General features: G+C 43.7%; 25 protein-coding genes and 1 tRNA gene. 21 read left to right on the top strand and 5 right to left on the bottom strand.

The window, feature by feature from the left end; genetic code table 11:
• The 12 genes from rplR to IJJ71_RS03390 all read left to right on the top strand — a co-directional run.
• On the top strand, positions 1 to 235 hold a 235-nt coding region (rplR, locus tag IJJ71_RS03445; protein WP_296845333.1), incomplete at its 5' end, for a 50S ribosomal protein L18.
• A gap of 8 nt (positions 236 to 243) precedes the next feature.
• Positions 244 to 753, top strand: coding sequence for a 30S ribosomal protein S5 (gene rpsE, locus IJJ71_RS03440; RefSeq protein ID WP_184660859.1), 510 nt, complete (start codon positions 244 to 246; stop codon positions 751 to 753).
• A 2-nt stretch (positions 754 to 755) separates the two neighbouring features.
• On the top strand, positions 756 to 941 hold the full coding sequence (gene rpmD / locus IJJ71_RS03435) for a 50S ribosomal protein L30 (RefSeq protein ID WP_184660861.1): 186 nt from the start codon (positions 756 to 758) through the stop codon (positions 939 to 941).
• Complete coding sequence (gene rplO, locus IJJ71_RS03430; RefSeq protein WP_296845332.1) at positions 941 to 1,411, top strand: 50S ribosomal protein L15; 471 nt, start codon at positions 941 to 943, stop codon at positions 1,409 to 1,411. The genes rpmD and rplO overlap by 1 nt, the downstream gene beginning before the upstream one ends.
• A 71-nt stretch (positions 1,412 to 1,482) precedes the next feature.
• Complete coding sequence (gene secY / locus IJJ71_RS03425; protein ID WP_296845331.1) at positions 1,483 to 2,817, top strand: preprotein translocase subunit SecY; 1,335 nt, start codon at positions 1,483 to 1,485, stop codon at positions 2,815 to 2,817.
• 182 nt (positions 2,818 to 2,999) lie between these two features.
• A complete protein-coding gene (rpmJ, locus tag IJJ71_RS03420; RefSeq protein ID WP_184660867.1) occupies positions 3,000 to 3,113 on the top strand; it encodes a 50S ribosomal protein L36 in 114 nt (37 codons plus the stop codon).
• 10 nt (positions 3,114 to 3,123) lie between these two features.
• Positions 3,124 to 3,495: a 30S ribosomal protein S13 gene (gene rpsM / locus IJJ71_RS03415; RefSeq protein ID WP_296845330.1), complete on the top strand. Its 372-nt coding sequence runs from the start codon at positions 3,124 to 3,126 to the stop codon at positions 3,493 to 3,495.
• A gap of 19 nt (positions 3,496 to 3,514) precedes the next feature.
• Complete coding sequence (gene rpsK / locus IJJ71_RS03410; protein WP_296845329.1) at positions 3,515 to 3,895, top strand: 30S ribosomal protein S11; 381 nt, start codon at positions 3,515 to 3,517, stop codon at positions 3,893 to 3,895.
• Between the two features lie 158 nt (positions 3,896 to 4,053).
• Positions 4,054 to 5,121 carry a DNA-directed RNA polymerase subunit alpha gene (locus tag IJJ71_RS03405; protein WP_296845328.1) on the top strand — a complete coding sequence of 356 codons (1,068 nt, stop codon included), beginning with the start codon at positions 4,054 to 4,056 and terminating at the stop codon, positions 5,119 to 5,121.
• Positions 5,111 to 5,611, top strand: a complete 501-nt coding sequence (gene rplQ, locus IJJ71_RS03400; RefSeq protein ID WP_296845327.1) for a 50S ribosomal protein L17 — start codon at positions 5,111 to 5,113, stop codon at positions 5,609 to 5,611. The genes IJJ71_RS03405 and rplQ overlap by 11 nt, the downstream gene beginning before the upstream one ends.
• Before the next feature lie 11 nt (positions 5,612 to 5,622).
• Positions 5,623 to 5,868: a hypothetical protein gene (locus tag IJJ71_RS03395; protein WP_296845325.1), complete on the top strand. Its 246-nt coding sequence runs from the start codon at positions 5,623 to 5,625 to the stop codon at positions 5,866 to 5,868.
• 245 nt (positions 5,869 to 6,113) lie between these two features.
• Complete coding sequence (locus tag IJJ71_RS03390; protein WP_296845324.1) at positions 6,114 to 7,400, top strand: O-acetylhomoserine aminocarboxypropyltransferase/cysteine synthase family protein; 1,287 nt, start codon at positions 6,114 to 6,116, stop codon at positions 7,398 to 7,400.
• Positions 7,401 to 7,456: 56 nt separating this feature from the next.
• Here IJJ71_RS03390 and IJJ71_RS03385 read toward each other — a convergent pair whose 3' ends face one another.
• Positions 7,457 to 9,958: an EAL domain-containing protein gene (locus tag IJJ71_RS03385; RefSeq protein ID WP_296845323.1), complete on the bottom strand. Its 2,502-nt coding sequence runs from the start codon at positions 9,956 to 9,958 to the stop codon at positions 7,457 to 7,459.
• Positions 9,959 to 10,138: 180 nt separating this feature from the next.
• Between IJJ71_RS03385 and cysK the strand changes: the two genes are divergently transcribed.
• The 7 genes from cysK to IJJ71_RS03350 all read left to right on the top strand — a co-directional run bounded on the left by cysK (position 10,139) and on the right by IJJ71_RS03350 (position 15,414).
• Positions 10,139 to 11,071 (top strand): cysteine synthase A, encoded by a 933-nt coding sequence (cysK, locus tag IJJ71_RS03380; RefSeq protein ID WP_296845322.1) that lies wholly within the window; start codon positions 10,139 to 10,141, stop codon positions 11,069 to 11,071.
• A gap of 190 nt (positions 11,072 to 11,261) precedes the next feature.
• Positions 11,262 to 11,666, top strand: coding sequence for an RrF2 family transcriptional regulator (locus IJJ71_RS03375; protein ID WP_296845321.1), 405 nt, complete (start codon positions 11,262 to 11,264; stop codon positions 11,664 to 11,666).
• Positions 11,667 to 11,710: 44 nt separating this feature from the next.
• Positions 11,711 to 12,211 (top strand): YchJ family protein, encoded by a 501-nt coding sequence (locus tag IJJ71_RS03370; protein ID WP_296845320.1) that lies wholly within the window; start codon positions 11,711 to 11,713, stop codon positions 12,209 to 12,211.
• On the top strand, positions 12,211 to 12,993 hold the full coding sequence (gene rlmB, locus IJJ71_RS03365) for a 23S rRNA (guanosine(2251)-2'-O)-methyltransferase RlmB (RefSeq protein WP_296845319.1): 783 nt from the start codon (positions 12,211 to 12,213) through the stop codon (positions 12,991 to 12,993). Before IJJ71_RS03370 ends, rlmB begins: the two co-directional genes overlap by 1 nt.
• 20 nt (positions 12,994 to 13,013) lie before the next feature.
• On the top strand, positions 13,014 to 13,745 hold the full coding sequence (locus IJJ71_RS03360) for a TMEM165/GDT1 family protein (protein WP_296845318.1): 732 nt from the start codon (positions 13,014 to 13,016) through the stop codon (positions 13,743 to 13,745).
• Positions 13,691 to 14,140, top strand: a complete 450-nt coding sequence (locus tag IJJ71_RS03355) for a hypothetical protein (RefSeq protein WP_296845317.1) — start codon at positions 13,691 to 13,693, stop codon at positions 14,138 to 14,140. Before IJJ71_RS03360 ends, IJJ71_RS03355 begins: the two co-directional genes overlap by 55 nt.
• A gap of 32 nt (positions 14,141 to 14,172) precedes the next feature.
• The gene (locus tag IJJ71_RS03350; protein WP_296845314.1) at positions 14,173 to 15,414 is read left to right on the top strand and encodes a M20 family metallo-hydrolase; all 1,242 of its coding nucleotides are present in this window, start codon (positions 14,173 to 14,175) and stop codon (positions 15,412 to 15,414) included.
• A 162-nt stretch (positions 15,415 to 15,576) separates the two neighbouring features.
• Here IJJ71_RS03350 and IJJ71_RS03345 read toward each other — a convergent pair whose 3' ends face one another.
• The 4 genes from IJJ71_RS03345 to IJJ71_RS03330 form a co-directional block, all read right to left on the bottom strand.
• Positions 15,577 to 16,647 (bottom strand): MraY family glycosyltransferase, encoded by a 1,071-nt coding sequence (locus IJJ71_RS03345; RefSeq protein WP_296845312.1) that lies wholly within the window; start codon positions 16,645 to 16,647, stop codon positions 15,577 to 15,579.
• Between the two features lie 20 nt (positions 16,648 to 16,667).
• Entirely contained in the window at positions 16,668 to 18,329 is a 1,662-nt protein-coding gene (locus IJJ71_RS03340) for a class I adenylate-forming enzyme family protein (protein ID WP_296845311.1), read from the bottom strand.
• 21 nt (positions 18,330 to 18,350) lie between these two features.
• Complete coding sequence (locus tag IJJ71_RS03335; RefSeq protein WP_296845309.1) at positions 18,351 to 19,976, bottom strand: peptide ABC transporter substrate-binding protein; 1,626 nt, start codon at positions 19,974 to 19,976, stop codon at positions 18,351 to 18,353.
• A 168-nt stretch (positions 19,977 to 20,144) separates the two neighbouring features.
• Positions 20,145 to 21,557, bottom strand: a complete 1,413-nt coding sequence (locus tag IJJ71_RS03330) for a TP0584 family protein (RefSeq protein WP_296845308.1) — start codon at positions 21,555 to 21,557, stop codon at positions 20,145 to 20,147.
• A gap of 246 nt (positions 21,558 to 21,803) precedes the next feature.
• Between IJJ71_RS03330 and thrS the strand changes: the two genes are divergently transcribed.
• Both thrS and IJJ71_RS03320 read left to right on the top strand, forming a co-directional pair.
• Positions 21,804 to 23,561, top strand: coding sequence for a threonine--tRNA ligase (gene thrS, locus IJJ71_RS03325; protein WP_296845306.1), 1,758 nt, complete (start codon positions 21,804 to 21,806; stop codon positions 23,559 to 23,561).
• A gap of 742 nt (positions 23,562 to 24,303) precedes the next feature.
• Positions 24,304 to 24,376: transfer RNA gene (locus IJJ71_RS03320), tRNA-Thr, on the top strand.
• Positions 24,377 to 24,850: the final 474 nt, after the last annotated feature.

Below are 24,850 nucleotides of genomic sequence, written 5' to 3'. Positions count from 1 at the left end.
TCAGGTTATTGATGATGATAAGGGACACACCCTTGCTTCAATTTCTACATTGGAAAAAGAATTTGCTGACCTCAAGCCAAACACTGAGGGAGCAGCAAAGCTCGGTGAAGCATTCGGAAAACGCCTGCAGGATAAAAAGATTACAACTGTAGTCTTTGATCGCAACGGTTATCTGTATCATGGTGTTGTAAAGGCCCTTGCCGATGGAACCCGCAAAGCAGGTATCATTTTCTAGGAGAGTCTATGGAACGCCAGAATAAGTTTGAAAAAGAACAGAAAGAGTTCGTTGAAAAACTCGTAAGACTGAACCGTACAGCTAAAACTGTAAAAGGTGGACGCCGCATGTCTTTCTCAGCTCTTACAGTTGTAGGCGACGGAAAAGGCCGCGTTGGATATGGATTTGGTAAAGCTAATGATGTATCTGAGGCAATTCGAAAGAGCATCGACAAGGCAAAGAGAAGCTTGATGTTCGTTCCTGTAAAGAACGGAACTTTGCCACACGAGATGCTTGGTAACTATAAGAGTTCTTCAATTCTTCTTAAACCAGCTTGTCCAGGTACTGGAATCATCGCTGGTGGTACAGTTCGTGCTATCATGGATGCAATTGGAGCTACTGATGTTATTTCTAAGTCTTTGGGATCTTCAAGCCCAGTCAATGTAGTTCGCGCTACATTCAACGCTCTTGAGAATCTCATGGATGCTAAAGAAATTGCATCTAACAGAGGTAAATCTCTGCAGGATATGTGGGGTTAATTATGGCTAAGAAAATTAAAGTTACTCTCGTTAAGAGCGTTATCGGTCAGAAACCAGAAAAAAAGGCAACTGTCCGCAGTCTTGGTCTTAAAAAGATTAGCTCTTCAGTTGTACATGAAGCAACACCTGCCGTTCTCGGTATGGTAAATGCTGTTGCTCACCTTGTTAAAGTAGAGGAGGCTGAATAATGTCTGATTTCCTTTTGTCCGCACCTGAGGGCGCAAACAAAAAGCCAAAGAGAGTAGGACGCGGTTCTTCTTCTGGTCTTGGTACAACAGCTGGTAAGGGAAACAAAGGTCAGCAGTCTCGTTCAGGCTCTGCTGTTCCGTATGTTGGCTTCGAAGGTGGTCAGATGCCGCTTTACCGCCGCATCGCTCACCGCGGTTTCTCTAACTATCCTTTCAAGAAAGTTTATGATGTAGTCAATGTTGAGGTTCTTGAGCAGAAATTTGAAGCAGGAGAAACTGTAAACAAGGCTGCTCTCCTTTCAAAAGGTTTGATTAAATCAGCAAAAAGCTTGGTCAAAATCCTCGGAAACGGTGAATTGACTAAGAGCCTTACAGTTGAGGTCGATAAGGTTTCTGCTTCGGCAAAAGCTAAAATCGAAAAAGCTGGCGGTTCTGTAAAAGTAGCTGAAGAATCAAGCGAATCAAAATAAACGGTGGTCAGTTCGGTCTATTTAGGCTGAACTGACTTCCTATTTAAAATTGAAAGTCTTTGGAGAAACAAATGGCAAACAATGCTATTGCAAATATGTTCAGAATTAAAGAATTGCGAAGCCGCATTTTCTTTACTTTTGTTATACTCGTAGTTTTTCGTCTCGGTTGTGTTCTCACAATTCCGGGAATTAATGCTCAGGTTCTTGTAAATTATTTCGAGGAACTTGCAAAGCATAACAAAAACGCGTTTGCCAGTTACATGGACTTCTTTGCCGGTGGTGCATTCTCAAATTTCTCTGTGTTCATGCTGGGTGTAATGCCTTATGTTTCAACACAGATTATTTTGCAGCTTGCGTTGATTATTTTCCCATCTCTTAAGCGTGCAGCTCAGGAAGATGGTGGTCAGCGCAAAGTTGCGGCTTGGACTCGAATTGGTACAGTTTTTGTATGTTTGATTCAGTCTTTGGCCGTGACAGTTTATGCGGCAAGCATTCCGAATGCTATCGCAATTGAGAATCAGCTTGCTTTCAAGTTGCTTGCAATGCTCACTGTCACAACAGGTGCAATGATTACAATCTGGCTTGGTGATCAGATTACGGCACACGGTATTGGAAATGGCATTTCTATGTTGATTTTCGCTGGTATCGTTGCTCGATTACCACACGCTGTTCTTGAACTCCGAAACAGAGTTTCAGACGGTTCTCTTAACCCAGTATTTGTAATCATCGTTTTGCTTATGTTCGTCGGAATCATCGCCTTTGTTGTTTACGAACAGTCAGGTGAGCGAAAGATTCCTGTTCACTATGCAAAGCGTGTAGTTGGTCGAAAAATGTATGGCGGTCAGAGCACATACATTCCATTCAAAATCAATCCTTCGGGAGTTATTCCAGTAATCTTCGCATCATCGTTTTTGACATTCCCGTTGCAGGTTGTTTCTAGTCTTGGTAATAATCAGAATTCAGCTCGCTGGATAGCTTCGCTCTCTGCAAAGTTAAATCCAACTGGTTGGCTCTACAATATTCTTCTTGTTCTGTTGATTATCTTCTTTGCTTACTTCTACACTCAGGTAACACTGAACCCTACTGAAATTGCAAAGAACATCCGTGAAAACGGTGGTTCTATCCCTGGAATCAGAACCGATAAAACTGAAGAGTATATGCAGAAAGTTCTGAACAGACTTGTATTGCCTGGATCTCTTTATCTGGCTGCAATCGCAGTTCTTCCGACAATCATCCAGAATCTTTTTGGCTTCCCGCAGTCAATCTCAATGCTGATGGGTGGCACCTCGCTCTTGATTTTGGTTGGTGTTGATTTGGATACAATGAGTCAGGTTGAAGCTCTTCTTAAAATGCACCATTCAGAAGGTCTTGTTAAGAAAGGCAAATTAAGATCAAGAAACTTGTAATTTCAACTGATTCCTCAAATTTGGCAAACAAATTTGAGGAATTTTTATCAAATTTGCTTGAATTTCTTGGTTTATATGTAGAATAAGTTGAGGATTTTTGTTATACTCATTGGACTTGAATTGTAGTTCATTGCGAACTGCCATGATTCAAGATAAGTGTATCTATCCTCAGGGGGACTTTTATGAAAGTACGAACCAGCGTAAAGCCCATCTGCGATAAGTGTAAGGTTATCAAACGAAACGGAATCATCCGTATCATTTGTTCAAATCCGAAGCATAAGCAGAAGCAGGGTTAAGGAGTAACAGATGGCTCGAATTGCGGGAGTTGATCTCCCAAATAAACATGTCTTTGTTGCATTGACCTACATTTACGGTATTGGTCGTTCATCAGCAATGACAATTTGTGAAAAGACAAAGGTTGATCCAAACAAAATGATTAACGATTTGGATCAGGACGAATTGGCAAAAATCCGTACTTTGATTGACACAGAGTACAAGGTTGAAGGTCATCTTCGCTCAGAAATTGGTCTTAACATCAAACGCTTGATGGACATCGGTTGTTACCGTGGTCTTCGTCATCGAAAAGGCTTGCCATGCCGTGGTCAGCGCACACGCACAAATGCGCGCACACGAAAAGGTAAGAAGAAGACTGTTGCTAACAAGAAAAAGGCAGTCTAATTAGACGGAGGAATGGTTAATGGCAACCGCAAAAAAGCGAAAGGAAAAGAAGAGCGTATACGAGGGAAATGTTTATATCCAGGCTACGTTCAACAATACTATCGTAACTATTACAGATTTGAACGGAAATGCTCTTTCTTGGGCATCTTCTGGCGGACTCGGATTCCGTGGCGCAAAAAAATCAACACCATTTGCTGCTCAGACAGTTGCTGAGTCAGCAGTTCAGAAGGCTGTAAGCTATGGCCTTCGTGAGGTTCATGTTTTTGTAAAAGGTCCAGGAATGGGTCGTGAGAACGCTGTTCGCGCTCTTGGTGCATTGGGATTGAAAGTAAAATCAATCGCTGATACAACACCAATTCCGCACAACGGATGTCGTCCTCGAAAAACACGCCGTATGTAACTTTATTTCACCAGGGCAGGAATTCTTTCCTGTCTTAGTGAATTATTGTGCTTTAAAAAGCATGGTTACTATCAGATAGTTGTGAAGTCAGAGGGTGAAAATCTTCTGAATGGAAAAATAGCTCATCTTATGGGCTATAGTATTAACAAGGAGTTCAGATGGCTCGAAAGAATTTGCTGAAAGGTTTTAAAAAACCAAAAACCGTTCAGTTCGATCCTCTTGAAACAAATCCAAATTACGGAAAGTTTACAGCTTATCCTTTTGAGACAGGTTTTGGTACAACAATTGGAAATACACTCCGACGTGTACTTCTTTCTTCTATTCAAGGATATGCAATTTCCTCAGTAAGAATCACTTCTTACGATCCTGACGGTGTTCCGCATGTTATTTCAAGTGAGTTTGAAGCAATTCCAAATGTTTCAGAAGATACTCTTGAGATCTTGAACAGCCTCAAACTTATGCGATTGAGACTTCCGGAAGATGTCGAGCAGGATACACTTCTTTTTGATTTCAAAGGCCCTGGCACTGTCAAGTCCGATGATTTTACAAAAGAAGGACAGCTTGAAATTCTTACAAAAGATGAGCCAATTTTCACAATGATGGATGGTGCTCATGTTGAGTTCGAGATTCAAGTTGACTTGGGACGAGGTTATGTTCCAGCAGAAGTAAATGAGCGATATGTCGAATTTGGTGATGCACATGTAATTTCGATGGATGCTATTTTTACTCCTGTTACAAAAGTTAAGTACATGATTGAGCCTTGCCGTGTAGGTGAGCGCAATGATTATGACAAGCTTGTTCTTGAAGTATGGACTGATGGAACTATTTCACCGGAAGATGCTCTTGCAGAAGCTGCAAAAATTGCGAAAGATCATTTCTCTGTTTTTGTAAACTTCAATGACAGTGATATTTCTGGTGGCGATGATTTTGATGAGGGCGACGAGAAGATTCGTCAGTTGCTTAACACTCCTGTAGAGGAGCTTGAGCTTTCTGTTCGTTCATCAAATTGTCTTAAAAATGCGAATATTCGCACAATCGGCGAATTGACACGAAAAACTGAAGATGACATTGCCAAGACACGAAACTTCGGTAAAAAGTCTCTTACAGAAATCAAAGAAAAGCTCCTTGAATGGAACTTGAACTTGGGAATGACTGATTACAGCCATCTTAAAAATTCGGTCAATTTGACAAAGCCAGCACAAAAGGAAGAATCCAATGAGAAATAAAACAGGATTTAATCCACTTTCACGCACAGCCGCTCATCAGCGTGCAATGGCGCGAAACATGGTAACTTCACTTTTCAGATTTGAGCGCATTACAACTACAAAAGCTAAGGCGAAGGAAGTTCGTAAGGCTGCTGAAAAGTTGATTACACGCGGTAAAGTAGATTCTGTACACAACCGCCGAACTGCCGCTAAGTTTATTCAGGACGAGAAAATCTTGAACAAACTCTTCACAGAAATTGGTCCTCGCATGAAGGATCGCAATGGTGGTTATACACGCATCCTTAAACTCGGTTTCCGACAGGGTGATGCCGCTGATGTTGTAATTCTTGAATTGGTAGACTACAAGTTGCCATCAAGCGAAGATGACTCATCAGCTAAAGCTAAAAAAACTGAAGAGAAGAAACCAGCTGCTAAAAAAACTCCTGCAAAAAAAGCTGCATCAAAAGCTAAGACTGCAGAGAAAGCAGCTCCTGCTGAAGAAGCTAAATAAAGGAGTTAAGTATGTCTAAGGCACATCGTGGAACTGGAGTTCGTACTGAACCTAATCACGGTCGTGGAAAATGCCCACGCTGTGGAAATGAAAACATCAAAGTTCTTTATGAGAAAGAAATTGATGGAAACACTGTAAAAGTATGCAAAATCTGCAACGCTCAGTTGAAGAACATTGCACGCAAAGAAGCTAGAGCTAGCAAAGCCGCAGCAGCAGCTGCAGCACCTGCAACAGAAGAAGCTCCAGCAGAGGCATAATCTATATCGTTATGCGCAGCCGCTCCTTAATACAGGGGCGGCTTTATTTTTTTAAATTTTAAGAAATCTAGGTTTGTTTTTGTCAAAAAAGTCATAGTTTTTTTCGGATTCGCTAAAAATTCGAAAAGATAAATTTTTGCTCTCTACCCATTGACAAACTAGGCAAATAGTTTTATATTGTAGTTACCTACTAGCTTAGTAGGGATAGGAAAAAATATAAATAGTTTTCAAAAAGGAGAAAAATTATGGCAAATAAACTTCATTTCGAGACATTACAGCTTCATGTAGGACAGGAACAGGCTGATCCAACAACAGACGCACGCGCAGTTCCTATTTATCAGACAACTTCTTATGTTTTCCACAATTCAAAACACGCAGCTGACCGATTTGGATTGGCTGATGCAGGAAATATTTATGGCCGACTGACAAACTCTACTCAGGATGTGCTTGAAAAGAGAGTTGCGGCTTTGGAAGGCGGTGTTGCGGCTCTTGCTGTTGCTTCGGGAGCTGCCGCAATCACATATACAATTGAGGCTTTGGCTCAGGCCGGAGATCACATCGTTGCTCAGAAAACGATTTATGGCGGTACTTACAATCTTCTGGCTCATACTTTGAAAGGGTACGGAATTGAAACAACTTTCGTAGACGCACACAATCTCTCAGAAGTTGAATCTGCAATCAAACCAAATACAAAAGCTGTTTATCTTGAAACTTTGGGAAATCCAAACTCAGATATCCCGGACATCGACAAAATTGCTGAAATCGCACACAAACATGGACTTCCGCTTGTAATCGATAACACTTTCGGAACTCCGTATTTGATTCGTCCGATTGAGCATGGAGCTGACATTGTTGTTCATTCAGCAACAAAATTTCTGGGGGGCCACGGAACAACTTTGGGCGGAATCATCGTGGATTCTGGAAAATTTGACTGGAAGAAGAGCGGAAAATATGCTCCGATTGCAGCTCCGAACCCAAGCTATCATGGAATTTCTTTTGCTGATGCAGTTGGACCTGCTGCATTTGTTACTTATATCCGCGCAATTCTTCTCCGTGACCAGGGAGCAACAATCAGCCCGTTCAATGCGTTCCTTCTTTTGCAGGGCGTTGAAACTTTGTCACTCCGCCTTGACCGACATGTTGAGAATACAAAGAAAATCGTTGACTTCTTGAGCAAACATCCGAAAGTTCAGAAGGTAAATCATCCTTCTCTCGCTGACCATCCGGATCATGCTCTTTATGAGAAATATTTCCCGAATGGCGGTGCTTCAATCTTCACTTTTGAGATTAAGGGCGGAAAAGATGCGGCTTGGGCTTTCATCGATAATCTTAAGATTTTCAGTCTTTTGGCAAATGTCGCTGATGTTAAGTCTCTTGTCATTCATCCGGCAACAACAACACATTCTCAGCTTACTGATGAAGAATTGGCTGATCAGGGAATTACTCAGAGCACAATTCGTCTTTCAATCGGCACAGAGCATGTTGATGACATTATCGCTGATTTGGAGAACGGATTTGCAGCAGTAAAATAATTCAAAGTTTGATGGATGGGCTACGACGGTAGCCCCCATTTTTTATATTCTATTAATTAAAGTCTGATTCCTACGACTATTTTGTCTTCACCATTTTCTTTTACAAGTGACGCCCGGAGACTGATTGGCTTGAATTCACCTTTGTGGGAAATTCGGTATTGAAGTGCAAAGACACCTTTTTTAGCAATTTCAGCCAGAACATTTTCCTTTGTAAAATATTCTTTGAGAAGTTTAAAATCTTCGGGCGGAAGGAGTTTTTCGGATTCTTTGTAAGTGGTAGCGAAGAAATTTTCGCCTTGTTTTGCAAGTCCGTATTCGTTGAAAGCTTCGTTTGAATTGTATTCATTGTATTGCTCAGTTTTTGGATCAACGATATACATGGCGATAAAATCCCCGGAAAGCGACATGAGCCTTGAGTAAAAAATCTGCTCGTTCCGTGCTTGTTCAAGAAGTTCTCGTTGTTTCATTTGTGAATCTATGTTGCTTACTGCGAGAATGATGTGTTTGTTGTCCTGCTGCATCCTCATGATTTTCATGTTTACATAGAATGGTTCGTTGTTGTCTATGAGTCGGTAAGTTATTGAGAAGCGGCCGTGCGCATCCAGTTCGTTGAGGATATTTTCTTTTGTGAGGGCTGCACAGAACATGTCCTGGTCTTCTTCATAAAGGTAGATTCGTGCATCATTTCGTGCCTGGTTAAAAAAGTTAGATCCGTGCCGTTCTGTTGACATTATTTCTTCGCCAAGCCCGGAGTAGTATTCGATAAATTCTTCGGTTTCAAGATTGACATAGAAGAGGTTGAAATAATCGGCTGCAAGTGCTTTTGTTATGCTTGCATAGCTTGAGTTCTGAGATTTGTCAGTGATGGAAAGCACGCAAACTGCCATTGCGATTGTTTTTGTAACGGGATTTTCTGTAAGTCGGCGGAGAAAGAAGTTTGCGACCGAGCCGTCTGGTAAAATTTCGTCGATGAAAGTTCGCTTGCCGTCTTTTGCTACTTGCTGAACTGTTTTTAGGAAAGTTGCCCCGGCACTTTGCTGTACGATTTGAATAGGAATAGGTGTGGCTTTGAGAGTGACTCCGAAGCAGCGGGTAAAAAAGTTGCGGTATGACTGGTTTGAGCGGATAAAAGTTATGTCGTCAGGCCTGACTTCGAGGATTGTCATTGGCAGCATGTTGTAAACATTGTTGAAGTCTTTTTCGTTGCCATAAGTGATGACGGCCAAATCGTGGAGGTTTACCCTGCCAATTGTCTCGTAATATCTGGTTTCTTTGGGATTTTCAAAGCCGATGTTGATTTTCTTTTCGATTCGTTCGAAGATTTGTGATGTTGGAATAGGTTTGCAATAATAATAGCCTTGAATTTTTGAGCAGCCGATTTCTTTGAGGAACTGGAGCTGCTCTTCGCTTTCAACGCCTTCGCATACGGTGTCAACGCCGATTGAGAATGCCATTTTCATCAGTTCGGCGAGGATAATCTTGCCGTTGTCTTTTTTATCGAAATTCCGCATGAAACTCATGTCGAACTTTATGAGGTCGAACGGAATTCCTTTGAGAACATTGAGCGTTGAATAACCGGCACCAAAATCGTCCATCCAGACTTGAAAGCCAAGTTCCTTGAACCGGTTGATTTGTTTTGTTATGAAATCAAAGTCGCTTCCGATTATGCTTTCGGTAATTTCAATGTTGATTTTACTCCGAGGGATGCCTGCGATGTCTACACGCGTTCGGATTTCCTCTACGATGTCGCAGACTTCAAAATCGGAGCGGGAAAGATTGATTGAGTGCGATACGGCTGTTATTCCGAGTGCCTCAAAGTGCTTCATTTTTTCGATTGCTCGTTCAAGCACATAAAGATCGAGTTTGTAAATAAGTTTTTCTTCTTCGAGAATGGGGATAAAATCGGCTGGCGACAAAAAGCCTTTAACCGGATCAATCCAGCGGGCAAGGGCTTCCTCATCGCAGACTTTGCCGTTTACAGCACGGACAATCGGCTGGTAGTAGACTGTTATCCATCGTTCGGCAATTGCTTTGTTGAGATTTTCGATGATGTAGCGGTGATTTTCTTCGGCGTGGCGGATTGCCTGATTGTAATAGCTGATTCCGAAATTGTGGCTGTTTTTGAGTGTGTCACAGGCAAGCTTTGCGCGGTCACAGGCAACATTTATGCTGACATCTTCATTTTGGAACTGATAGACACCAATATGAGGATAGATATCATAATCGGAGAAAATATTGTGGAATTCTTCGGAAAATCGATTGAGAGTGTCTTCGAGATTGTTGTCATTGGAGATGGCTGCAAAATGAACACCACCCAATCTGCAACAGTTATCGTTGCCAAAATAGCGGGAAAAAAGGGATGCAAAAGATTTTAGGAATTCATTTCCTTGCGCAAAGCCAAATCGCTGGTTATAGGATTTCATTCCGTGAAGGTTGAGAAATACCAGGTTGGGCTGGCCGAGTTCTTTGGTAATTGAATCTTTGCGGGCTTGGGAAATTTCAAAGAAGTAGGTCATCGTTGGAAGCCCAGTCAGATAGTCGTAGTAATTTGCATCCATAAAGATAATTATAACACGAAAATTGAAATTATGTAAAAAAAATCTGAAAAGAAAAATAAAAACAAAAAATCTTTTATTACCTATTGACATGCTAGGTAATAAAGGGTAGACTATCATTATCAGAATTAAATTGATGGAGAATTTCGCTAAAACGGAATCTTTAATTTAAAAGGAGTTAATATGGCAAAAATTTACAAATCATCGGACGAGTTGATTGGACACACACCGCTTTTGGAACTCTCTCATATTGAGAAAGAATTTAATCTTGAAGCTAAAGTTATTGCAAAACTTGAATATTTCAATCCTGCTGGAAGTGTTAAGGACCGCGTTGCTAAGGCTATGCTTGATGACGCTGAGGCAAAGGGCATTTTGAAGGAAGGAAGCACAATTATCGAGCCTACTTCTGGAAATACTGGTATTGGTTTGGCTTCGGTTGCTGCTGCACGCGGCTATCGTGTTATCATCGTTATGCCTGATACGATGAGTGTTGAACGCCGTCAGTTGATGAAGGCTTATGGTGCTGAACTTGTTCTTTCAGAAGGTGCAAAAGGCATGAAAGGCGCAATTGCTAAGGCTGAAGAAATCAAGGCTACAACTCCGAACAGCTTTATCGCAGGTCAGTTCGTGAACCCGGCTAACCCGAAGGCTCATTTTGAAGGCACTGGTCCTGAGATTTGGGACGACACAGACGGAAAAGTTGACATTTTCGTTGCTGGTGTTGGTACTGGCGGTACTGTTACTGGTGTTGGTCAGTTCTTGAAATCAAAGAACAAGGATGTAAAAGTTGTGGCTGTTGAGCCAAAATCTTCTGCTGTGCTTTCAACTGGTGTTGCGGGCGCACACAAAATTCAGGGAATTGGTGCAGGATTCGTGCCGGATGTTCTCGATACAAAAGTTTATGACGAAATCATTGCCGTTGAGAATGATGACGCTTTCAAGACTGGCCGCCTGGTCGGTGTAAAAGAAGGCGTTCTGGTCGGAATCTCTTCTGGAGCTGCTTTGTGGGCAGCAATCGAAGTTGCAAAGCGTCCGGAGAACAAAGGTAAGAATATCGTTGTTCTCTTGCCGGACACTGGCGACCGATACCTCTCAACTCCATTGTTTGCTGACTAAGGACTAGGGATTGTAGGGGCGTTAGTTGCCGAAGGCAATGGAGCGTTTAGCGTAACCCCGAAAAGCCAAACGAGCACGATAACGAAAGTGCTCGCGACGGCTTTAGCCGTAGCCCCCAAGTATTTGTATTTTTTTATACCTCGTGTTATACTAGGTTGAAAGATTTATCTAGTTAGCACGAGGTTTTTTTATGATTGTTTCTACACGAGGGCGATATGCGCTCAGAGTTTTGATTGATTTGGCGGAACATGGCGATGAAGAGCGTATTCCGCTTAAAGATGTTGCTGAGCGACAGGAAATTTCACAGAAATATATTGAGTCGATTATGACTTTGCTCTCAAAAAACGGCTTTGTGGACGGCGTTCATGGAAAGGGCGGCGGCTACAAGCTCAACCGTGCTCCAGAAGATTACAGGGTTGGTGATATTTTGCGGCTTACTGAGGGCACTCTTGCTCCTGTAGCTTGTCTTGAAACAGGTGCGGATCTGTGCCCGAGAAAAGCTGAGTGTCGTACAATCGGAATGTGGACAAAACTGGATGAATTAATTGAAGGCTATTTGGATTCCGTGACTGTACGGGATTTGATGAAAAAATAGAAATTCATTATAATGGTTAGACTTTAATTTTATAGGAAAAGAAAATGGCGGAAAAAGATTTGTGTCCTTGCGGCTCTGGAAAAAAATATGGAGAGTGCTGTGAGCCAATTATCAAAGGAACTTCAAAGGCTCCTACAGCAGAAGCTCTTATGCGCGCACGATACAGTGCTTACGAAAAACAGGAAATTGAATTTATCATCAATTCTTGTGAAGAGGGCGAGAAAATTGCTGAGATTGACCGAAAGGCAACTGAGGACTGGGCAAAAAATTCTACTTGGCACGGTCTCAAAATCCTTCGCACAGAAAAAGGTACTGAAAGCGACGAAGAAGGAATCGTTGAGTTTGAGGCTACATACACTGACAAAGGCGGTTTGCGTGACATTCATCACGAAATCGGATATTTCAAGAAAGTCAATGGCGAGTGGCTTTACTCTGTAGGTTCTGTAAAACCAATGACAGTTGTTCGCGAGGGCGCAAAAATCGGTCGTAACGATCCATGCCCATGCGGAAGCGGCAAAAAATACAAGAAGTGCTGCGGTAGATAATGGCACAGTCAATTACAGGCTTTCATGCCATCGAAGAGAAGGTTCGTTCTGCCTGCGAAACTGGCAAAATTGACGGACTTTCTCTTTGCTATTCAAAAATCGGGCCTCGTGTAAAGAAAATCCTTGATGTCGCAAAAACTGCGGGCATTCCTGTGAGTCAGTGTGATAACAAAATGCTCGACTCTCTCGTAAGGAATTTGCCTGAGGTTGCGCGGGATCACCGCGGAATCGTGCTTTGTGCAGAGGGTTCTTCTGATACAGGCTCTAACGAAGTGAATTTTGATACTTGGATTGCGCAGGCTGCTCTTTCTGAAGAGAATTCAACGATTCTCGTGCTTGACTCAATCACTGACCCGCACAATGTTGGTGCGATTTTGCGTTCGTGTGACCAGTTCGGCGTAAATCTTGCAATCATGCCAAACCGAAACAGCGTGAACAATGTGAATGACAACGAAATCATTGCGCGAAGTTCGGCCGGGGCAAGCAGTTATGTGCCTTATTGTGTCGCAAAAAATCTAAATCGGGCAGTCCAGAAAATCAAGGAAGCAGGCTTTTGGGTCTATGGCGCTGATGCAGGGGGGATGAGCGTTCAAAAACTTTCTTTCCCGCCAAAAACATGCATTATCATGGGCAGTGAAGGCACTGGAATCAGCCGATTGCTTGAAGAGCAGTGCGATTCCATCGTTTCAATCCCGACTTGCGGTAAAATCGACAGCCTTAATGTCAGCGTTGCGACTGGCGTTCTCTTGTACGAACGATACAGACAGTCTTTGGCGGATTAAAATCTTTTCAGGTACTAAAATTGATTTCTTTATCACTTTGTTTAACCGTCTTTCTTGCTGTGTTTGTGGCGGAAATGGGCGACAAAACTCAGCTTCTTTTGATTGCGCTTACATCAAAATATAAAGTCCGTGACATTCTGATTGGAACGACGGCCTCAATTCTTGTTCTTAATGCGCTCGCGGTTCTTGCGGGCGGACTTTTGAATGAATTTTTGAGCACGCACATCTGGATTGTAAAGCTGATTGCCTGCCTTGCTTTCTTCTTCTTTTCGGTTACATCCTTGATGAAAGAGAGTGAGGAAGAAGAGTCTTCGGGAAGCAAAATAAAGTTTGCTCCGCTGGCTGTTTTCTGCATTTTCTTCATCGCGGAATTCGGTGACAAAACGCAGCTTACGGCAATCACTTTTGGGGCTACGACCGGCCTCAATGTAAACACAATCGTAATCTGGCTGGCTTCTTCTGTCGCACTTTTGGTCGCAGACATAATTGGGCTTTGCGTTGGATATTTCCTGCATGGAAAGACTCCTGACAAATTCTTCAATATCCTTGCTTTCGTTGTTTTTGCTGTGTTCGGATTTGTTAATTTGTACGCGGTGTTTGTTTCTCTTGAAGCAAAGAGACTGATGGTTCCAATTTTTATTGCGGTTTCTGTTGTCTTTATGGCAATCTGTGGTATAATTTTGAAAGGGAGAAGCCAATGTTTCGTATCACAACAAACCGAACCGAAGAATCTTGGGCAAGACGCGACATAAAGAATGCCAAACCTAGCGAGGATTCAAACGAAATCCTTGAGCGAATCAATAAAATCAGCACTGCTGGAATGTCTTATGATGCGGCGGTTGATTTTTTTAAAATGCAGCTTGGAACCTGGCGACGCTTCTATAAGGAAGACGATAATGTTGAAATCGACGAGGCTTATACGGCCGACAATAGGCGCGTCACTCAGATAAAAAGCTTGAATATCGTATTTTATGTCCGTGAAATCAAAGAAAATGAAATAAAAGTTACGAGCGGATTCTACGATACGATAAAAACTTCATGCAAAAAACTCTTTGAGGATATGGAAGCTCAAATTCAGGCTCAAATGGCCGGCGATGATTCCCCTTCGCCGGGCGATTCAATTGAAATGCTTGAAAAGGCAAAATAATTCTAAAATTCCTCAAAAATCCTGGAGAAAAAATGAAAACTCTTGAAAATTTAAAATCTACTCTTCAAAACAGTCGTCAGCAGATGATTGAACTGGAGCGCGTTCTTAGCTCTATTCCTGCAATTTCACCTGAAAGCGGTGGTGACGGTGAGAGCAAAAAATGTGCTGCCCTCGAAAAATGGCTTTGTGAGGCTGGCTTTGACAAGTCTCAGATGCAGCATTTTGATGCCCCTGATAAGCGCGTTTCTTCTGGCGTGCGGCCAAATGTTGTTCTTACGATTCCTGGAAAATCCGATGATTATGCAATTTGGGTAATGGCACATCTGGATGTAGTTCCGCCGGGAGATTTAAAACTCTGGAAAAGCGATCCGTTCGTAGTTCAGTATGATGAAAAACAGGACAAATTGATTGGTCGTGGTGTTGAGGATAATCAGCAGGGCTTGGTAAGCGGTGTTTTTGCGGCTCTTGCTTTGCTCAAGAATAAAATTACGCCAGAGCACACTATCAAGCTGCTTTTTATGGCAGATGAGGAATTTGGCTCGGAATACGGAATCAAATATTTGCTCCGAAAGCATCCTGAGCTTTTTAACAATCATGATTTGATTTTGATTCCTGATGGCGGTGACGAAAAGGGCGAGACTATTGAAGTTGCCGAAAAGAACATTCTTTGGCTCAGAGTTCACACAATCGGCCAGCAGAGTCACGGCTCAATGCCAAACAAAGGAAAGAATGCGCATCTTGCAGCCTGTGATTTTGCATTGCGCTTGAACGATTTGGAAAATTTCTTCAACGAAAAAGATGATTTGTTCAATCCTAATTATTCGACTTTCCAGCCGACCAAAAAAGAAGCGAATGTCGAGACTGTAAACATTATTCCTGGTGATGACATGTTTTACATGGATTGCCGAATTTTGCCGAGATATTCTTTGGACATGGTTCGTTCCGAAGTAAGCAAGCGGGTTGCAGAAGTTGAAGCAAAATATGGTGTTAAGGTTGAAGTCAGTGAGCCTCAGGCACAGCAGTCTCCTGCGACACCTGTTGATGCTCCTGTCGTAAAGAAACTTGCTGCTGCAATCAAAAAGGCTCATGGATTCGAAGCTCGTCCGATTGGAATTGGTGGCGGAACTGTAGGCGCAGAACTTCGTTGCTGTGGCTTTAACGCTGCAATCTGGTCAACGATGGACGAGGTTTGTCATCAGCCGAACGAATACTGCTATGTCCGCAACATCATTGCCGATGCAGAGACATTGTGCGCGTTGTTTATCGAAGCCTAAACGGGGCGTTGCGGGGTGTCCCCGCAGAGGGGGTAGCGGAAAACGCGAAGCGGTTGGAGTGAGGGGGATAGGGAGCGACCCGCTTGCGGGGCAAAACCTGCGAGGCAGGTTTTGAGCGAGTCTCGGTGAAGGCTATGCCTGAACCGCTTCCCCCTTCTTATTTTATCGGACTTTGAAGATAATTCCCAAAACGGCTACTGTGATTAAAAGCTGGATAATCATGAATTTTATGAGAACCTGAGTCGGGCTCCAGCCGTGATTTTTTCGCATGTGGTCGTGGAGAGGAAATCTTATGTTCGTGAAGATTGAGATTTTCAAAAAGCGTTTCAAGAAGACTTTTACCAAGCCAAGACCGCCGTTTATGAAAATCAGGGATGAAGTTGCCAGAATGATGAACGGGTTTCTGGTGACCATTACGCAAACACCGATGTAGAATCCGAGAGCGCGGCTGCCAGCATCACCCATGAGAACATTGCTTGGGAATGCGTTGTGCCAGAGATATCCCATGAGGACTCCTGAGAGCGCGAATGTCATTACAGCCCAGGCTGCTCCGTCCTTAATGTGTGGGACGAGAAGATATTCTGCGATATCTTTGTGTCCCAGAATAAAATAGAAAACAACGCCCATCGTAATCAAAGCGACAAGAACAAGTGTTGAAGAAAGACCGTCAACGCCGTCCGTGCAGTTCGTCGTGTTGATTGATGCCCAAATCATGATTGTTGAGATTATTACGAAAATTGCCGGCAAAATTTCGATTTCATGCGTGAAGAACGGAATCCAAAAATAGATTTTATGGTCAGCAGATGAATTTATAAGATAAAATGCAAGAAGAATCGATGCAAAAACTGCGATGAAAAGGTCGAGAAGTGCCTTGCGGTATTCGCCCCAGCTGTTGATTGAGTGGTCATCGAGATAGCCTGTGAGCATCATGAGCCATGTGAGAATCAGGACGGAACATTTCATCCAGTCGAGCGGAACAAAAATCAGGCTTAGGATAACGAACGCACTGACCCAGACAACTCCTGCACCTGTCGGCTTTCCTTTTGCGGCTTCGGCATTTACAGTAAATTCGCGGCCTCGGTCGTGTGGCAAAAGATTATAAAATGAAGGCAAAAAATACCTTACGATTAAAAAGCCTGAGTAAAGTGCAAGCGCAATGAGAATTGTGTAAGACTGCAGCAAGCGGGCAGGTCCAAAATAATTAGTTAAAATTCCACCAAGATAGTACAACATATTTTAATTATCGACAAAAGCTAGTCTTTCCTTAATTTTCCATTTTCCAAATCTTCTGCAGCCTGCATTTTTAGAATGTTCCGCCGTTTTTTGCCTGTGGCTGTTTTGGGAAGTTCGTCGATTAGCGCAAAATATCTCGGCCGTTTGTAGATTGCAAGATTCTGATTTTTTGTGCAGAAGTCAAAAAGTTCTGAGATTGAGAGGCTCTTGTCTTTTGCGACGATGTATGCCGCGACTGCCTGACCTCGGATTTTGTCCGGGACACCGACTACGATGGAATCTTCAACTTTTGGATGCTCGTTCAGTGCTTTTTCGACTTGTTCCGGGTAAATGTTTTCTGCACTCGTGATAATCATGTCATCTTTTCGACCGCGGACAGTCACTATGAAATTTTCGTTCCAAACTCCGATGTCGCCGGTGTAGAACCAGCCTTTGTAGAATTTTTCGCGGGCAAACTCTTCTTTTCCGATGTAAGTGAATGTTGATTTAGCGGGCGCGTGGATTATGATTTCGCCCTCGCTCTGATTGTCGGGCGGAACGCAATCTGTTGGCTCGGCTTTTTTTCCGTCAAATATTCTTACGACACGGACTTCATCATCGATGCAGGCCGGGCCGACAGAGCCTGCTCCGTCCGGGAGATTGTATGGGCGCAAAAATGAATTCCAGAATGTTTCCGTGGTTCCGTAGCCGTTGAAAATGTTTGGGGTGAGCGCTTCCATGTAGCGGATGCACTCGGATTTTGAAAGCGGCGCACCCATCGTGATAAGACCTTTGAGACTTTTGAGATTGAAATTTGATTTTTTTTGCGCGCGGTAAAGAAAAAGCAGGTTTGGCGGGCTTCCCATCAAAAAAGTGATTTTGTATTTTGAAACCCATTCGAGGGCGTTTGCCGGCTGAAATTTACGCATGATGACGGCGGTAGCTCCTGCATAGAAAGTGGGGCAGGGACCTCCTGAGTGGCAGCCTCCCCTGTGAAACCACGGCGTCATGTTCATTGTGACATCGTTCTCGTTGAGCGGGTAGTGCATGATTACATCATGTGCCGAGAGAACCTCGTTTATGTCGTTGATTGGAATGCTTTTTGGGAGAGAAGTCGTGCCGCTTGAGCATAGGCGGAGAACTTCATCGTAAATGTGCGGCCGGAAGTTGATTTTCGGTTCTTCTGTGGAAGCGAATTTTACAAAATCTTCGTAAGAAATGTGGCCTTCCGGGAGCGGAGCATTTTCTGCATTGTCCGCCATTATGAATTTTTTCGGCTGAAACCGGCTGATTTTTTGGGCTTCACTGATTGCCAGAGCTATGTCCGCAGAATAAATTATGATTTTGGGCTTGTTGTGCTCAATCAGGCTTGCGAATTCTCCACCGGCAAGATTGAAATTTGAGGCAAGAAGAATTGCGCCGATTTTGCGGGGAGCGATGTATGAAAAGCAGAATTCCGGGCTGTTCCTGAGAGCAATCATGACGACATCATTTTTCTGGATGCCGGAAGCCTGTAAAGCATTTGCAAGTTTGTTTGCCTCGCAGTTCAATGCCTGATAAGTCCAGAGACGGTCCGTTTCGGGGTCAATCAGAGAAACTTTTCCTGAGAATCGCCTGACATTCCGCATGAAACCGTTGAGCCAAGTGTACTCGTGCTCAAAAGTGTCAATGAACATCCCGGCATCGTAAGTCAAGGTTTCCACTTTCCTCTTTCCGTTTCCCGGTTAAATTACATTTGGTGCGGATTCAACCTTTGTTTCTTTGAAGTACAGGTATTTGTAAGGATGAATGTCGAGCGCGTTGACGAACCAGCCTCCGACTTGCTGCAAATTGAGCGCGTGAAGGCTGATTGAGTGCGTAATCGGCAAAACTTCGCCGTCATCTAGCAAAATTTGTTCGGCCTGAGCAAGATATTTGTAGTGCTCCGAATTGTCCGTTGTTTCGTTAGCTTTTTTTATCAGCTCATCGAATTTTTCGTTCTGCCATTTTGAAGGATTGAGTGTTGAGCCTCCTCGGAAAAGTTCAAGAAATGCGATTGGGTCGGCAAAGTCTCCGATCCATGAATAGCTGAAAAGATCTGCGTTCCAGCCGGAAATTGAATCGATGTAGCGGTCATCCGGAGTTGTCTGGACTTTAAGCTCCACGCCGAGCGGTTCCCAGGCATTTTTTAGGATTTCAGCCTGAGATTTCTGCCGTTCTGAGATGGCTGAGATTCCGAATGTTAAAGTAAGTTTTTTGTCCTGTGAAATTCCGAGCTTTTCCCGAGCATCGTGCATCATTTCAAGAGCATCCTCTGCAGATGTCTCGCTTATTCCTTCGACTCCATGATAGCCTGCGAGCGGATAAATCAAAGTTTTCGCCTGAACAAGCCCGTTTTTGCGCAAAATTTCCCACGGAACGGCCGTAAGAAGGGCGTTTCTGAAATCCGCGTCGTCCCAGGGCTTGTTCTTGCAAGAGAAGAAAAGGTATTCCGTGCCGAAAATCGCCGAGATTCGGATTGTGTTTTTGTTGAGAAGGGCATTCGTGTCCATCATGCCGCTAATCCAGTCCGCGCTGCCGTCATTGAATTTCCAGGAATTTTCTTTGAGGTCGTTTGACTGGAGCAAAGTAATCTGCGGAAGATGCACATTTTTTGCATCCCAGTATTTTTCGTTTTTTTCAAGAATCAGTGAATTTTCGTTCTTTTCTTTAATGATAAATGCTCCGCTGAAAACACTTGTGTCCGTAAAGCCGTTTGAGTCGGTTTTGCAGACTGCAAAAGCGTGGTGGCAGAGAAGTTTTGCAAGGTGGGCCGTCGGATTTACGAGAGTGATGACAAGAGTTTTGTCATTTCGGACCGTGATTCCGACATCTTTTTCGCCTGCTTCGCCGTTTCTGAAAGCTTCCGCACCTTTTATGCAGTCGAGCATTGAGGCGTAAGGAGCATTCGGGGTTTTGAGCAGGGAAATCCATGCGTTTCTTACACTGTAAGCCGTGATTTTTTCGCCATCAGAGAAGACTAAATCATCACGGAGCGTGAAAGTCCATCGTTTTTTGTCGCGGGAAATTTTATAGCTTTCGGCGAGGGCAGGAAGCGGATCAAGATTTTTTGGATTGTAGGAAAAAAGTCCGTCATAAAGAGAATCAAGAACCTGTGCCTCGGTTGAATATGTCGATGTGTGGATATCAAGATTCAGTGGCTGCTGTGCCATAAGAATCGTGAAATTGCGCTGAATGGATTCTACGATTGTTTTGTCATCAGATGCTTCGTTTTTTTCAAGTTCTTCAATCTGAGCGTCATCGGGCGTTTCCTGAGAAGAAAGATTGGAAAGCAAAAAAACTGAAAAAAGGACAAAAAGAATTCGTTTCATAAGATATATCATACTATTAAAACTGCCAAAAGTCGAATTTGTTTCAGTGATTTTGGGGTTTTAGGGGTACCCCCTAGGCGAATGGGGTGTGGCGCAACGAAGTGCGACACAGGGGAAAGGCTTTTCCCCTATAAAAATCCTAACCCCTAACTCTTAATTCCTGACTTTTTACCCCGTGATTCCGAGTTTTCGCATCTGCGCTTCTTCTTCTATATAAGAGACATATTCTACACGCAGCTGATTTGCCTTCACAACAGAATTTTTGAGCGTGGCAATATCGATTTTAAGCCCCTTAATCTTGGGTTTGTTAATTGGATTCGCCGCGCCCTTGAAGAATTCATCGAGCGAATTGAGCAGAACCATGACATGATTGCAGTCTGAAATCTGTGAGTGGACGAATTCTGCGATTTTTTCTTCCGGCATGGATGTGATTTTCTTGAAATTCGGTGAATTGGCCTGAGTCAGCGATGCGTATCGGCGAGCCTTTGTTGCAAGGTCGGTCATGAAAGTCTGATAATTGATTTTCTCCGTCTTTTTTGCGCCTGTCGTCGGATCTACGATGAAAACTGTGTAGAAAAGCGGTTTTTCAGCAATTCCGAATGCCTTTCTGAGCGCGCGTTTGAGTTTGTCCATGAAAGAATTGTGCTCGCTTTCAAGTACATCGTGATTGTCCTGAATTTTCTGCATGATTGTACCGATTTGTGGCGGCATTGAGCCAAGAACTTGCAGTGCGCTTATAATCAGAGCCTTTGTATCAACTCTCTTTTCTGCCTTTTTTTCATTTTCTCTTGTTACATTGAGCTTTGAAAGAAGTTTTTGCTGCAGTTCTTCTTTTTTTTCGCCCTGATCTTCCTGAATGATTTCGTCAATCAGCTCATTGTAGAATGGAACCTTACCCATTCCTGATGCAAAATTCTTCTTGATTTGCTGGAGTTCTGAAGCCGGATCTGAATATGCCTTGTTTGCGTCAAAATTTGGCGAAAGAAGCACGGTGCGGCGAACCTGGCTCTTGTACCATTCTTTTTGAAAGTCGGTGTATTCCTTTAATGCGGAATTTATGTCTGAAAGTGCGTGCGATGCCTTTGAAAGATTGTCATTTATCATGCTCGAAGTGAGCGCATCGCTATTTTGCCTTGCAGAGAAAACCAAAGTCGCGAGAATTCTGGTGTTGATTTTGTTTGAATTTGCGGAAAATGAATTCCATGAGATTGAATTATTTAAATCAACGATTTTTTTAATGTTGATAAGGGAAAGCTGGGCGACGGAAAATTTATAATAATTGCACAAAAAATCGAGGGTGCTTTCATAGTCAGAAAAACGCTGGCCCATTATGACGGAGCGTTCATTTTCTACGAACTGTGAGCTTTCAGGCGGTTTGATGTCAGATATTTTTTTATCGAGTTTATATGGATCAGGCGTAATCAGGGCTTTTTTTACGAGGAAATCAAAAATGACTTTTACGCATGTATGCAAGAGCCTGTAATTTTCGAGAATGCGCGGCAGTTCCTCTGAATCGTACCATTGTGCCTTAGTATCAATTGCCTGAATTAAGGTTTCGCTAAAATTATTTCCATTTTCCATAATTTGAGTATCGGAAAAATAAACTGAAAAGATTAGGCGCGAATTTTTTGTGCTTGCGCCCTTCCGTTGCTCGGTCACCCTCGGTCGTCCGCTTCGCTCCCGACTGGCTTCGCCACAACTCCACGGCTGGGCGGCATTGTTTTTAATGCAGGTTGAACTTTCTTCTATAAAACACTATCCTATGTGTATTATTTTAAATTTTAAGGAATCTGCCGGAAATGGCAGTTCCGAAAAGAAGGTACAATTATGGCAGTTGATGAAAAACTTCAGATTGTGCGTCACTCTTGCGCACATGTTATGGCGGAAGCCATCACACATTTGTTTCCAGGGACAAAAATCGCAATTGGCCCTGCTATCGACAACGGATTTTATTATGATTTCGATTTTACCACCGCCACTACCAAATTGACCGAAGATGATTTCCCAGCAGTTGAAAAAGAAATGCGAAAGATTCTTGCAACGGGCGCAGAATTTGTCCGCAAAGAAGTTTCAAAAGAAGAAGCTCTCAAACTTTTCGCAAATGAGCCTTACAAACTTGAGCTGATTAAAGATTTGCCAGAAGGCGAGACAATCTCAACTTACGAGCAGGACGGATATTTGGATTTGTGCCGCGGCCCTCATGTCGCAACGACAAAAGAAATCAACGGACAGGCATTCAAGATTGACAAAATCGCAGGTGCATACTGGCGCGGTGACTCAAACCGGCCAATGCTCACACGAGTTTACGCGCTCTGCTTTGCAAAGCCGAACGATCTCAAAGATTATCTCACAATGCTCGCCGAGGCCGAAAAGCGCGACCACCGAAAGCTGGGCACCGAAATGGATTTGTTCCATGTAGACAGTGAAAACCCGGGTCAGGTTTACTGGCATCCTAACGGCTGGACAATCTACACCACCATGCAGGACTACATGCGCAAAATGGTTCGCCGCGACGGCTATCAGGAAGTAAACACTCCTGCAATCATGCCACGCACTCTTTGGGAGAGGAGCGGTCACTGGGATCACTACCAGCGCAACATGTTTATCACAGAGAGCGAAAAACGCTTGTTCGCAATCAAACCTATGAACTGTCCGGGTGCCCTTGAGATTTTCAAGAGCCGCCAGCGCTCATACAAGGACTTGCCTTTGCGCTTAGCTGAATTCGGCCACGACGTTCGAAACGAAGCAAGCGGCACTTTGCACGGCGTTATGCGTGTACGCGGATTCGTTCAGGACGACGCTCACATTCTTTGTACAGAAGAGCAGGTTGGTTCAGAAGTCGCAAAATTCTGTAAGCTTCTCAAAAATGTTTACCACGACTTCGGCTTTGACGAGCTTGTAGTAAAATTCTCTACAATGCCGGAAGACCATGTTGGTGACTTGGCAACTTGGGAACGTGCCGAAAAGGCTTTGGCCGATGCCTGCCACGAAGCAGGCTTGAATTACGAGATTCAGCCGGGCGAAGGCGCATTCTACGGACCAAAACTTGAGTTCAAGCTTTACGATTGCTTGGGCCGAGAATGGCAGTGCGGTACAATCCAGGCCGACTTCCAGCTCCCATCTGCTGAACGACTGGACGCAACTTACATCGGTGCTGACAACCAGAAGCATCACCCTGTAATGCTCCACCGTGCAATTCTTGGCTCATTCGAGCGATTTCTGGGTATCTTGATTGAAAACTTTGCCGGAGCCTTCCCGACATGGCTCGCATTCGAGCAGGCTGCAGTTGTTCCAGTTACAAACGACTTCGACGACTACGCAAAGGAAGTCAACGATGTTCTTTTGGCAGCAGACATCCGAAGCAACGCATACCTTTCAACAGACAACATGCGCTCAAAAATCAAGACAATCACAAAGGAGCATAAAACTCCGTACATCCTGATTGTCGGCGAGAACGAAAAGAAAGAGCGAACAGTTTCAGTCCGATTCCGCCAGTCAAGCGGCCTCGAACAGAAGACAATGAAGCTCGAAGAGTTCGTTGCTTACGTTCAGGATAAAGTGAATACACATTTCGTGGGTATTTAAGGATACCCTACGAGCATAGCTCTCCGGGAGACTCGCTAAAAACAGTCCGCCGGACTGTTTTTGCGGCTTCGCCGCCGCTCCCTATGTGGGAATCTAAAATACGATAGCGAAGCCTTGACTTTTTGAGGTTTCGCTTTTATATTAGCCTATAAGGAAGTGACCAATTCTTGGGTCATCTCCACATTTAGGGTTTAAGCCGCCAAAAGGGGATCAGACTTTGGCGGCTATTTTTTTACTCTTTATCTTTGTTATGAAGGTAAGAGAGCAACGCTATAACAGTTCCTGTAACAGTTGCGACGCAAGTCACCACTGCGATAACAAGTTCACATGTCATAAGCAAGCCTCCCTTTCTAAAAATCTTAGAGTTTGGGAGAGCCACCAGAATCAATCACTTCCGTAAAAATTATATCACTATACTTTACTACTGTAAATATGTTCCGGTGAGAACTTAGAGAATTATTGACACAGACACCAAAAAATTGATAAAATATTTTCACTTTAACGGTTGGTTTCCAGCCGTCACACATGCCGACTTAGCTTATCTGGTAGATACGACCGTAGCAGGTGCGTGCGGTCGTTCACTCGTAACGCGCAGGTGGTTGAGAACCACCGAAAGTCGGCAAAAAAAATTATTTGCCGACTTAGTTCATCCGGTAGATACGACCGTAGCGAGCGTGCGGTCGTTCACTCGTAACGCGCAGGTGGTTGAGAACTACCAAAAAGTCGGCAAAAAAAACAATTTGCCGACTTAGCTCATCCGGTAGAGCAGCGCCCTCGTAACGCGCAGGTGGTTGGTTCAAGTCCGACAGTCGGCTCTTAAGTCCCGCTTAGTGCAGGACTTTTTTTATTTTAAACAGATTTCTGAAAAGCAAATCTTGAACCAACCTCCGGAGTGAGCGCGCGACAGCGAAAAGGCGGCATGGAGGCCGCCGACAGCGAACGCAGGCGGGGCTGGCGGAAGCAACAGGAAGTTGCGACCAGAAGACTTGGTTCAAGTCCGACACTCGGCTAGGGATTGTAGCCCCTGCGGAGCAGTACCGCGAAGCGGTATGGAGCGTAAGCGTAAGGGCGAAAAGCCCGACCCGCTGAAAGCGGGGAGCCGCCAAAGTTTTTCATACGCCCACTATCCAGGTTGGTAAAAATTCATTTTTCTTTTATAATAAATCCTGATGCAAAATCAAACTTCCCTTCAAAAAATGCTCTCTGAGCCGGTTGGCTCGCTTATAATCAAAAACGCGGGTCCTACGATCATCACTATGATGATTACTGCGATTTACAACACCGCTGAC

This window comes from Treponema sp. (assembly GCF_017430385.1).
Taxonomy (GTDB): Bacteria; Spirochaetota; Spirochaetia; order Treponematales; family Treponemataceae; genus Treponema_D.
This window is presented reverse-complemented; position numbering and strand designations above follow the sequence as displayed.

Excerpts from the sequence above, each read along its gene's own strand:
- rpsE (WP_184660859.1), top strand. The coding sequence starts at position 244 with ATGGAACGCCAGAATAAGTTTGAAAAAGAACAGAAAGAGTTCGTTGAA.
- rpmD (WP_184660861.1), top strand. The coding sequence starts at position 756 with ATGGCTAAGAAAATTAAAGTTACTCTCGTTAAGAGCGTTATCGGTCAG.
- rplO (WP_296845332.1), top strand. The coding sequence starts at position 941 with ATGTCTGATTTCCTTTTGTCCGCACCTGAGGGCGCAAACAAAAAGCCA.
- secY (WP_296845331.1), top strand. The coding sequence starts at position 1,483 with ATGGCAAACAATGCTATTGCAAATATGTTCAGAATTAAAGAATTGCGA.
- rpmJ (WP_184660867.1), top strand. The coding sequence starts at position 3,000 with ATGAAAGTACGAACCAGCGTAAAGCCCATCTGCGATAAGTGTAAGGTT.
- rpsM (WP_296845330.1), top strand. The coding sequence starts at position 3,124 with ATGGCTCGAATTGCGGGAGTTGATCTCCCAAATAAACATGTCTTTGTT.
- rpsK (WP_296845329.1), top strand. The coding sequence starts at position 3,515 with ATGGCAACCGCAAAAAAGCGAAAGGAAAAGAAGAGCGTATACGAGGGA.
- IJJ71_RS03405 (WP_296845328.1), top strand. The coding sequence starts at position 4,054 with ATGGCTCGAAAGAATTTGCTGAAAGGTTTTAAAAAACCAAAAACCGTT.
- rplQ (WP_296845327.1), top strand. The coding sequence starts at position 5,111 with ATGAGAAATAAAACAGGATTTAATCCACTTTCACGCACAGCCGCTCAT.
- IJJ71_RS03395 (WP_296845325.1), top strand. The coding sequence starts at position 5,623 with ATGTCTAAGGCACATCGTGGAACTGGAGTTCGTACTGAACCTAATCAC.
- IJJ71_RS03390 (WP_296845324.1), top strand. The coding sequence starts at position 6,114 with ATGGCAAATAAACTTCATTTCGAGACATTACAGCTTCATGTAGGACAG.
- IJJ71_RS03385 (WP_296845323.1), bottom strand. The coding sequence starts at position 9,958 with ATGGATGCAAATTACTACGACTATCTGACTGGGCTTCCAACGATGACC.
- cysK (WP_296845322.1), top strand. The coding sequence starts at position 10,139 with ATGGCAAAAATTTACAAATCATCGGACGAGTTGATTGGACACACACCG.
- IJJ71_RS03375 (WP_296845321.1), top strand. The coding sequence starts at position 11,262 with ATGATTGTTTCTACACGAGGGCGATATGCGCTCAGAGTTTTGATTGAT.
- IJJ71_RS03370 (WP_296845320.1), top strand. The coding sequence starts at position 11,711 with ATGGCGGAAAAAGATTTGTGTCCTTGCGGCTCTGGAAAAAAATATGGA.
- rlmB (WP_296845319.1), top strand. The coding sequence starts at position 12,211 with ATGGCACAGTCAATTACAGGCTTTCATGCCATCGAAGAGAAGGTTCGT.
- IJJ71_RS03355 (WP_296845317.1), top strand. The coding sequence starts at position 13,691 with ATGTTTCGTATCACAACAAACCGAACCGAAGAATCTTGGGCAAGACGC.
- IJJ71_RS03350 (WP_296845314.1), top strand. The coding sequence starts at position 14,173 with ATGAAAACTCTTGAAAATTTAAAATCTACTCTTCAAAACAGTCGTCAG.
- IJJ71_RS03345 (WP_296845312.1), bottom strand. The coding sequence starts at position 16,647 with ATGTTGTACTATCTTGGTGGAATTTTAACTAATTATTTTGGACCTGCC.
- IJJ71_RS03335 (WP_296845309.1), bottom strand. The coding sequence starts at position 19,976 with ATGAAACGAATTCTTTTTGTCCTTTTTTCAGTTTTTTTGCTTTCCAAT.
- IJJ71_RS03330 (WP_296845308.1), bottom strand. The coding sequence starts at position 21,557 with ATGGAAAATGGAAATAATTTTAGCGAAACCTTAATTCAGGCAATTGAT.
- thrS (WP_296845306.1), top strand. The coding sequence starts at position 21,804 with ATGGCAGTTGATGAAAAACTTCAGATTGTGCGTCACTCTTGCGCACAT.